The sequence below is a fragment of the Devosia honganensis genome, assembly GCF_042648785.1.
GTDB classification, from domain to species: domain Bacteria; phylum Pseudomonadota; class Alphaproteobacteria; order Rhizobiales; family Devosiaceae; genus Devosia; species Devosia honganensis.
In genome coordinates this window covers 1-7,099 of the sequence record NZ_JBHRYD010000003.1, presented here as the reverse complement: position 1 = coordinate 7,099, position 7,099 = coordinate 1, and the positions used below count along the sequence as shown (strand labels likewise).

The 7,099-nt window shown below is 66.5% G+C and carries 8 protein-coding genes; all 8 read right to left on the bottom strand.

The genetic code is table 11. The features are described 5' to 3' along the window. Window positions 1–123: 123 nt before the first annotated feature. Window positions 124–1,110: a diaminopimelate dehydrogenase gene (locus tag ACFOOL_RS06685; RefSeq protein WP_380096044.1), complete on the bottom strand. Its 987-nt coding sequence runs from the start codon at window positions 1,108–1,110 to the stop codon at window positions 124–126. A gap of 298 nt (window positions 1,111–1,408) precedes the next feature. Beyond that, entirely contained in the window at window positions 1,409–2,176 is a 768-nt protein-coding gene (gene surE, locus ACFOOL_RS06680) for a 5'/3'-nucleotidase SurE (protein ID WP_380096042.1), read from the bottom strand. 1 nt (window position 2,177) lies between these two features. Further along, a complete protein-coding gene (gene serS / locus ACFOOL_RS06675) occupies window positions 2,178–3,506 on the bottom strand; it encodes a serine--tRNA ligase (RefSeq protein ID WP_380096040.1) in 1,329 nt (442 codons plus the stop codon). An 87-nt stretch (window positions 3,507–3,593) separates the two neighbouring features. Next, the gene (gene tatC / locus ACFOOL_RS06670) at window positions 3,594–4,418 is read right to left on the bottom strand and encodes a twin-arginine translocase subunit TatC (RefSeq protein WP_380096038.1); all 825 of its coding nucleotides are present in this window, start codon (window positions 4,416–4,418) and stop codon (window positions 3,594–3,596) included. Window positions 4,419–4,420: 2 nt separating this feature from the next. Further along, window positions 4,421–5,002, bottom strand: coding sequence for a Sec-independent protein translocase protein TatB (gene tatB / locus ACFOOL_RS06665; RefSeq protein ID WP_380096036.1), 582 nt, complete (start codon window positions 5,000–5,002; stop codon window positions 4,421–4,423). Between the two features lie 56 nt (window positions 5,003–5,058). Then, window positions 5,059–5,274, bottom strand: a complete 216-nt coding sequence (locus ACFOOL_RS06660) for a twin-arginine translocase TatA/TatE family subunit (protein ID WP_380096034.1) — start codon at window positions 5,272–5,274, stop codon at window positions 5,059–5,061. Between the two features lie 156 nt (window positions 5,275–5,430). Then, window positions 5,431–6,117 carry an SMC-Scp complex subunit ScpB gene (scpB, locus tag ACFOOL_RS06655; protein ID WP_380096032.1) on the bottom strand — a complete coding sequence of 229 codons (687 nt, stop codon included), beginning with the start codon at window positions 6,115–6,117 and terminating at the stop codon, window positions 5,431–5,433. Next, window positions 6,114–6,902 (bottom strand): segregation and condensation protein A, encoded by a 789-nt coding sequence (locus tag ACFOOL_RS06650; RefSeq protein WP_380096030.1) that lies wholly within the window; start codon window positions 6,900–6,902, stop codon window positions 6,114–6,116. Before ACFOOL_RS06650 ends, scpB begins: the two co-directional genes overlap by 4 nt. Window positions 6,903–7,099: the final 197 nt, after the last annotated feature.

Genomic DNA, 7,099 nt, shown 5'->3' with positions numbered 1-7,099 from the left:
AAAAGTGTCAGGCATGTCCCCGAACATCTGTCAGCTATGTATCAGGGCCGAACAACAAGTCGGGTGGTGACGGTGGGGAGGGCTTCGTTCAGGGGTGAAGCGGCGGTTTGCGCTGGCGCTTTCCTAAAGCTGTTCGGCGCGCAGTTGCGCCGCGCTTTTGGGCGAGAGCAGGCCGGGGGGGACGTCGAAGACGGTTTTGGCGCCGTACTGGCCCGAAAGGTGGAGGCGGTGGGTGGCGCGGGCATAGGCGACCAGCACCGAGGCGGTGAATTCGGGGTTGCTGTCGAGCTTGAGGCTGTATTCGACCACCTGCGTCTGGGTGGAAGACGTGTTGCCGCTGCGGATGACGAAGCCGCCATGGGGCATGGCGCGGTGACTGTTTTCCATTTCCTCGGCGGAGATGAAGGTGACCGTGGTGTCGTACTGATCGAAATAATGCGGCATGGTGACGATGGCCTGGCGCACCGCCTCGGCGTCGGCACCGTCTTCGAGCACGACGAAGCAATCGCGGCGATGGGACTGGCGCGGCGTCAGCACCGGACGGGAAGCGCCGCGCACCAGATCGACCGCCTCGGGGACGGGCCGCGTATATTGCACGCCTGCGGCGACGCCCGGCACGCGGCGCACGGCATCGGAATGGCCCTGGCTCAGCCCGTCGCCCCAGAAGGTATGGGTCGCCCCATCCGGCAGCAGCGCCTCGCCCATGACGCGATTGATCGAGAACAGGCCCGGGTCCCAGCCGACCGAGATGAGCGCGGTCCGCTCATTGGCCAGCGCCGGCGCGTCCATGGACGCGAAATATTCGGGGATACGGGCGTGGGTGTCAAAACTGTCGACGGTGTTGAACAGGGCCGCAAGGCGCGGCCCCTGCTCGGGCAGGTCCTCCTTGGAGCCACCGCACAGGATCAGCACGTCGATGCGGCCGGCATGGCCCGGCAGCTCGGCCATGGAAAACACCGGCGCGCCCGCCAGTGACGGGATGACACTTTCCGGCGCGCGGCGGGTATAGATGCCCACAAAGCGCATATCGGGGTTTTTCTGGATCGCGGTCTCGACGCCGCGTCCGAGATTGCCGTGGCCGGCTATGGCGATCCGGATCTGGTCAGCCATGATGGGTCCTGTGTTGGTTGCGGGGTTCTGCGCCGGCGTTTCTAGAGGCTTTCAGGTTTTGGCGGAAGCGGCGACCCGGCGCCCCCTCCCCCTTGAGGGGAGGGTTGGGGAGGGGGTGGGTTTATGAGCCACCGAAGAGGACCCCCACCCCCAACCCCTCCCCTCAAGGGGGAGGGGAGCAAAGGCACCGATTCCGCCTGACAATGAAAGGCTCTAGCTCCCTCCCCTCAAGAGGGTGGCGAAGGGCGATGGTCAAGGTGAATATGAGATGATCCGGTTCCAACGAATAGTATTTTGCCTAAAGACTCAACGTGCCCTGCATGCGCTCCAGCAGCGCCATGTCGGTCTGTTGCAGCCGCATCGGGGTGACGGTGATGGCGCGGCCGCGATGCAGGGTTTCGAAATCGGCTTCGGGATCGAGCGGCTTGGGTGTCTCGGGAATGGCCATGAAGAACTCGCCATCCTTGTCGCTGGGATAATAACGGATGGGCGAGCGCGAGAAGCGCTGATGGGCGACGGCGGCGAGGCCGGTGACCTCGCCCGTGGCGCAGAAGGGGAAGTTGACGTTGTAGAACACGTCTTCCCCATCATGGGCGGCGAGAATGGCCGCGACCACCTCGGCGCCGAAATGGCCGGCATTGGTCCAGTCGGGATCGCGCGAGACGTCGTAATTCATCGACTGGCTGAGGGCGATGCCGATGGCGCCCTGCAGGACGCCTTCGCGCGCCCCGGCCGCCGTGCCCGAGCAATTGATGATATCGCCCAGGTTCTGGCCCGCATTGACGCCGGAAAGGACGAGGTCGGCGGGCCTGTCGCCCAGGATATGGGTCATGCCGGCGACAACGCAATCGGCCGGCGAGCCGCCGATGACGGCGAAACGGCGCGGGCCGCGCTCCTCGAAGGACAGCTCGCGCCCGAAGGTGAAGCGGTGCCCTGCCCCGGACTGATTGCCGTCCGGCGCCACGATCCATACATCGTCCGACAGCGCCCGGGCGATGCCGGCCAGGATGGCCAGGCCCGGCGCATCCACGCCATCGTCATTGGTGAGCAGGATGCGCGGCGCCATGTCAGCGCCCGCCGATCGCGGCGAGGCCGCCCATATAGGGGCGCAGCGCCTCGGGGACCAGCACCGAGCCGTCCTCCTGCTGGTAGTTCTCGAGGACGGCGATGAGGCAGCGGCCCACCGCCACGCCCGAGCCGTTGAGCGTGTGCACATAGCGGGGGGGCTGCCGCTCGCCCGCCGGGCGATAGCGCGCCTCCATGCGGCGGGCCTGGAAATCGCCGCAGACGGAGACCGAGGAAATTTCCCGATAGCTGTCCTGGCCCGGCAGCCACACCTCGATATCGTAGGTCTTGCGGGCCTGGAAGCCCATGTCGCCGGTGCACAGGGTCATGACGCGGTAATGCAGGCCCAGGCGTCGCAGCACGGTCTCGGCGCAGGCGAGCATGCGCTCGTGCTCGTCGATGGCCGCTTCGGGCGTGGTGATGGAGACCAGTTCCACCTTGTCGAATTGATGCTGGCGCAGCATGCCGCGCGTGTCGCGGCCGGCCGAGCCCGCCTCGGAGCGGAAGCAGGGCGTCAGCGCGGTGAAGCGCAGCGGCAGTTCCTCCTCGGCGAGGATGGATTCCCGCACGAAATTGGTCATCGGCACTTCGGCCGTGGGGATCAGCGCCAGCCGGCTTTCGCCGTGCGGGGTGAAGAACAGGTCTTCCTCGAATTTGGGCAATTGCCCGGTGCCGAACAGCGCATCGTCGCGCACCAGAACCGGCGGCTGCACTTCGAGATAGCCGTGCTCGGTGGTGTGCAGGTCGAGCATGAACTGGCCCAGCGCCCGCTCGAGCCGCGCGAGCTGCCCCTTGAGGACGACGAAACGGCTGCCCGAGAGCCTGGCGGCGATCTCGAAATCCATGTCCTTCTCGGCGACGCCGATCTCGAAATGCTCTTTCGGGGCGAAGGCGAAGACGGGCTTGGGCGGGCGCAGGCGGGCAGCGGTTTCCGCCGTGCCGTTGGGGCCGAAATATTCGACATTGCCGCTTTCGTCGTCGCCCTCGGGAACGTCCTCGAGCGGCATGTTGGGAAGGGCGGCGAGGGCGTCGCGCAGCTCCTTTTCGACCGCGCGCTCCTCGGCCTCGCCGGCGGGGATGAAGTCCTTGAGGCGCGAGACTTCCGCCATCAGTTCGGCGGCGCGCGCCTCGTCCTTCTGCGCCTTGGCCTGGCCGATCTGCCTGGACATGGCATTGCGCTTTTCCTGCGCCTCGTTGAGGCGGACGATGACCCCGCGGCGGCGCTCGTCGATGGCGATGAGATCGGAGGCGCGCACGGAGCCGTTCCCGCGCCGCGCCATGGCGGCATCGAAAGCCTCGGGATTGTCTCTGATCCACTTGATATCGAACATCGTGCTACGGGTCCTTGCCCGCCTCTTGGGAACAACGGAACGGCCTCGTGCCGGGCATGGCGGCAGGGACGGACGAAAATCCGGCGATCAGGATTCGGCTGAAGCTTCGGCCGCCAGCGCCCGGGCCCGGCGGCGCTCCACCAGGCGAACCGACAGGATGGACAGTTCGTAGAGGCCGTACATCGGCATGGCAAGGCCGATCTGGGAAATGGGATCGGGCGGGGTGATGAAGGCGGCGACCATGAGGATGCCGACAATGGCGTAGCGCCGCCCCTTCCTGAGCTGCTCGACATTGACCAGCTCGATCTGGGCCAGCAGGGTCAGCACCACGGGAAGCTGGAAGCAGACCCCGAAGGCCAGGATCAGCGTCATCGCCAGGCCCAGATATTCGGACACCTTGGCCAGCAGCCGGATCTCCTCGGTCTGCATGCCGGCGAAAAAGCCCAGCGCCATGGGCAGCACGACGAAATAGACCATCATGGCGCCGAGCAGGAAGAAGACCGGCGTGGCGACGAGATAGGGCACCAGCGCCTTGCGCTCGTGCTTGTACAGACCCGGCGCGACGAAGCGGTAAATCTGCATGGCCAGGAACGGAAAGCCGAAAAACACCGCGCCGAAAAACGCCAGGTTGAGCTGGGTGAAGAAGAATTCCTGCGGGGCGGTGTAGATCAGCTCCATATCGCCCGGATTGGGATAGATGGAGCGATAGGGATTGAGCAGGATATCGAAGATCTGCCCGGCGAAGATGAAACAGACGACCATCAGCACCACGATGGCGATGGCGCTGTGGATGAGCCGCTTGCGCAGCTCGATGAGGTGATCGAGCAGCGGCGCCTCGCTGCCGGCCAGCTCGTCCTCGACCTCGGGCTTGTCCTTGCTCTTGTCCTCGATCTGCGGCTTGGTGTCGGCCATTCTCAGTTCTTTCCGGCCGTATCAGCGGGCTTCTTGCGGGGCGCGCGGGGTTTTTTGGGCGCAGCGGCGGGCTTGGGAGCCTCGGGCTCGGCGCTCGCGGCGGGCTTGGCGGCAGTTTTGCGGGCCGGCTTCGCCGCGGCGGTGGATTTGGCGGCGGTGGATTTGGCCGTAGCCTTCGGCTTCGTCGCGCGGGGTTTGGCGGGCTCGTCGGCGACCGGGGCAGGCTTGGCGGCCGGCGGCATGCCGGCCTTTTCGCGGATCTCGTCGACCACGCTCTCGGCCTTGGGGTCGGCAGGCTTGATGACGCCGCTCGGCTTGGGGCCGCTGGGGGTCATGGCATTGAATTCGCGGCGGATCTCGTCGGCGGTCTGCTTGAGCGGCGAGGTGATGGAGTTGCGCAGATTGCGCACTTCATCCAGCCCGGTGGCCTTGTTGATCTCGCGCTGGAACTCGCGGCCCATGCGCTGGATCTGGCCGATCACCTTGCCCACCTTGCCCATGACGACAGGCAGGTCCTTGGGGCCGATGACGATCAGCGCCACGACGCCGACGACCAGCATCTCTGTCCAGCCTAGACCGAGCATGAAAACTCTCTCCGAACGGCGGCCATGCCGCCTCTAGCAGTGAAAAGGCAGAACGCTCAGGCGTCCTTGCTCTTGTCCACTTCGCGGGCATCGACCTCGGCCGTGGCCTGGATGCGCTCCACCGACTTGTCGTCGTCGTCCTTCATGCCCTTCTGGAAGGCTTTGATGCCGGAGGCGACCTCACCCATCATGCCGGAAATCTTCCCGCGGCCGAAGAGCAGGATAACGACGACGGCGACGACGAGAATGCCCCAGATAGACGGCGCGTGCATGGTAGTCTCCCTACAAGTCCTGATACGCGTTACACGCGATATGTAGACCGAGAAATAGGTTTAATCGCGCCCGAACACAAGAACGTGTTGCCCTTTCACCCCATGAAAGCCGCGCAAAACCGCCCTGGTGGCGCTTTGCCGCAAGTCTTTCGCGGATCAGGCCTCGTCCTCCTCCGGCTCCGGGTCGCCCGGATCGGACGGGTCGAGCGGGTCCTCGTCCTCGCGCAGCGCACCATCGAAGGGCAAGGGGATCTGCAGATCCGGCGGCAGGCGGCCCGAAAGCAGTCCCGCCCCCTTCAACTCCTCCAGCCCCGGCAGGTCGGAGAGGCTTTCCAGCCCGAAATGATCGAGAAAGGCCTCGGTAGTGCCATAGGTGACCGGGCGGCCCGGCGTACGGCGGCGGCCGCGCATCCGCACCCACCCCGCTTCCATCAGCAGGTCCAGCGTGCCCTTGCCGGTGGCGACGCCGCGCACTTCCTCGATCTCGGCTCGGGTGGCGGGCTGGTGATAGGCGATGATGGCGAGGGTTTCGAGCGCGGCGCGCGAGAGCGGCCGCGTCTCCTGCTCCTCGCGGCGCAACAGGAAGCCCAGATCCTCGGCGGTGCGGAACGCCCAGCCCTCGCCGCGCCGCACCAGATTGACGCCCCGCTCCGCATATTGCGCCTGCAGGCGGAGCAGCAACGCCTCCACATCGGCGCCCTCGCCCAGAAACGGCGCCATCTGGGAAGGACGCAGCGGCTCGGCGGAGGCGAACAGCAGCGCCTCCAGAATGCGCAGATGGCGGCGCCGAACCTCGCCGGTCCCGTCGTCCCCCGCCCCCTCGTCCCGATCGCCGCCGCTCACCGCGCATCGCTCCGGCGGCGGCGCAGGAACAGCGGCCCAAAAGTCTCGGACTGGCGCAGGTCGATCTCCCCCTGCCGCGCCAGTTCGAGGCTGGAGGCGAAGCTGGAGGCGCGCACCGTGGCCCGCTCCGCCGGGCTGGCCAGATAATCGGCCAGATAGAGGTCGAGCGGCACCCATTCCATGCTGTCCCCGATCAGGCGCTCCAGGATGTCGCGCGCATCCTGCAAGGACCATACCGTGCGCAGCAGCGGGGTATAGCCGGAAACCACGCCACGCTCGCGCTGGCTGGAATACGCCTTGAGCAGATCGTAGAGGCTGGCCTCCCAGATCGAGCGGCGGGCGATCTCGACGGGCTCGGGCGCGCCGCGCGCCTGCACCTGGAATCCCCGGCGCGGGCGGTTCATCAGCCGGGAGCCGGCATCGCGCATGGCCTCGAGGCGCTTGAGGCGGAATTGCAGCATGGCCGCCAGCATTTCCCCGCTCGGCTCCTCGTCGCTCGCCGCCTGCGGCACCATCAGCCGGCTCTTGAGATAGGCCAGCCACGCCGCCATGACGAGATAATCGGCCGCGACCTCGATGCGCCGCTCGCGCACCGTGTCGATGAAGGCAAGATATTGCTCGGCCAGCGCCAGCACGGAGATGGCCGACAGATCGACCTTCTGCCGCCGCGCCAGATCGAGCAGCAGGTCGAGCGGCCCCTCATAACCGTCGACATCGACATGCAGCACCTCGTCCCCCGCGGGAAGCCTGGGCGTGTCGAACCAGTCGGTCTGGGCGCTTGTCATCGGGAAGGGTCGCCGGTGGACGTCATGCCGCCAGTCTTGGCCGGGGATGGCAATGGCGTCAAGAAGGGGGTGGAAGCGGCGGTTTGCGCCGGATGTCATCCTCCCTCCCCGCGTGTCCGGTCGAAACATTTTGCTGGCGGGGACAGGCCCTAGGGTCGAAGCCCGAGGGCAGCTTGGGGGGATGAGGATATAGGAAC

Excerpts from the sequence above, each read along its gene's own strand:
- ACFOOL_RS06685 (WP_380096044.1), bottom strand. The coding sequence starts at position 1,110 with ATGGCTGACCAGATCCGGATCGCCATAGCCGGCCACGGCAATCTCGGA.
- surE (WP_380096042.1), bottom strand. The coding sequence starts at position 2,176 with ATGGCGCCGCGCATCCTGCTCACCAATGACGATGGCGTGGATGCGCCG.
- serS (WP_380096040.1), bottom strand. The coding sequence starts at position 3,506 with ATGTTCGATATCAAGTGGATCAGAGACAATCCCGAGGCTTTCGATGCC.
- tatC (WP_380096038.1), bottom strand. The coding sequence starts at position 4,418 with ATGGCCGACACCAAGCCGCAGATCGAGGACAAGAGCAAGGACAAGCCC.
- tatB (WP_380096036.1), bottom strand. The coding sequence starts at position 5,002 with ATGCTCGGTCTAGGCTGGACAGAGATGCTGGTCGTCGGCGTCGTGGCG.
- ACFOOL_RS06660 (WP_380096034.1), bottom strand. The coding sequence starts at position 5,274 with ATGCACGCGCCGTCTATCTGGGGCATTCTCGTCGTCGCCGTCGTCGTT.
- ACFOOL_RS06650 (WP_380096030.1), bottom strand. The coding sequence starts at position 6,902 with ATGACAAGCGCCCAGACCGACTGGTTCGACACGCCCAGGCTTCCCGCG.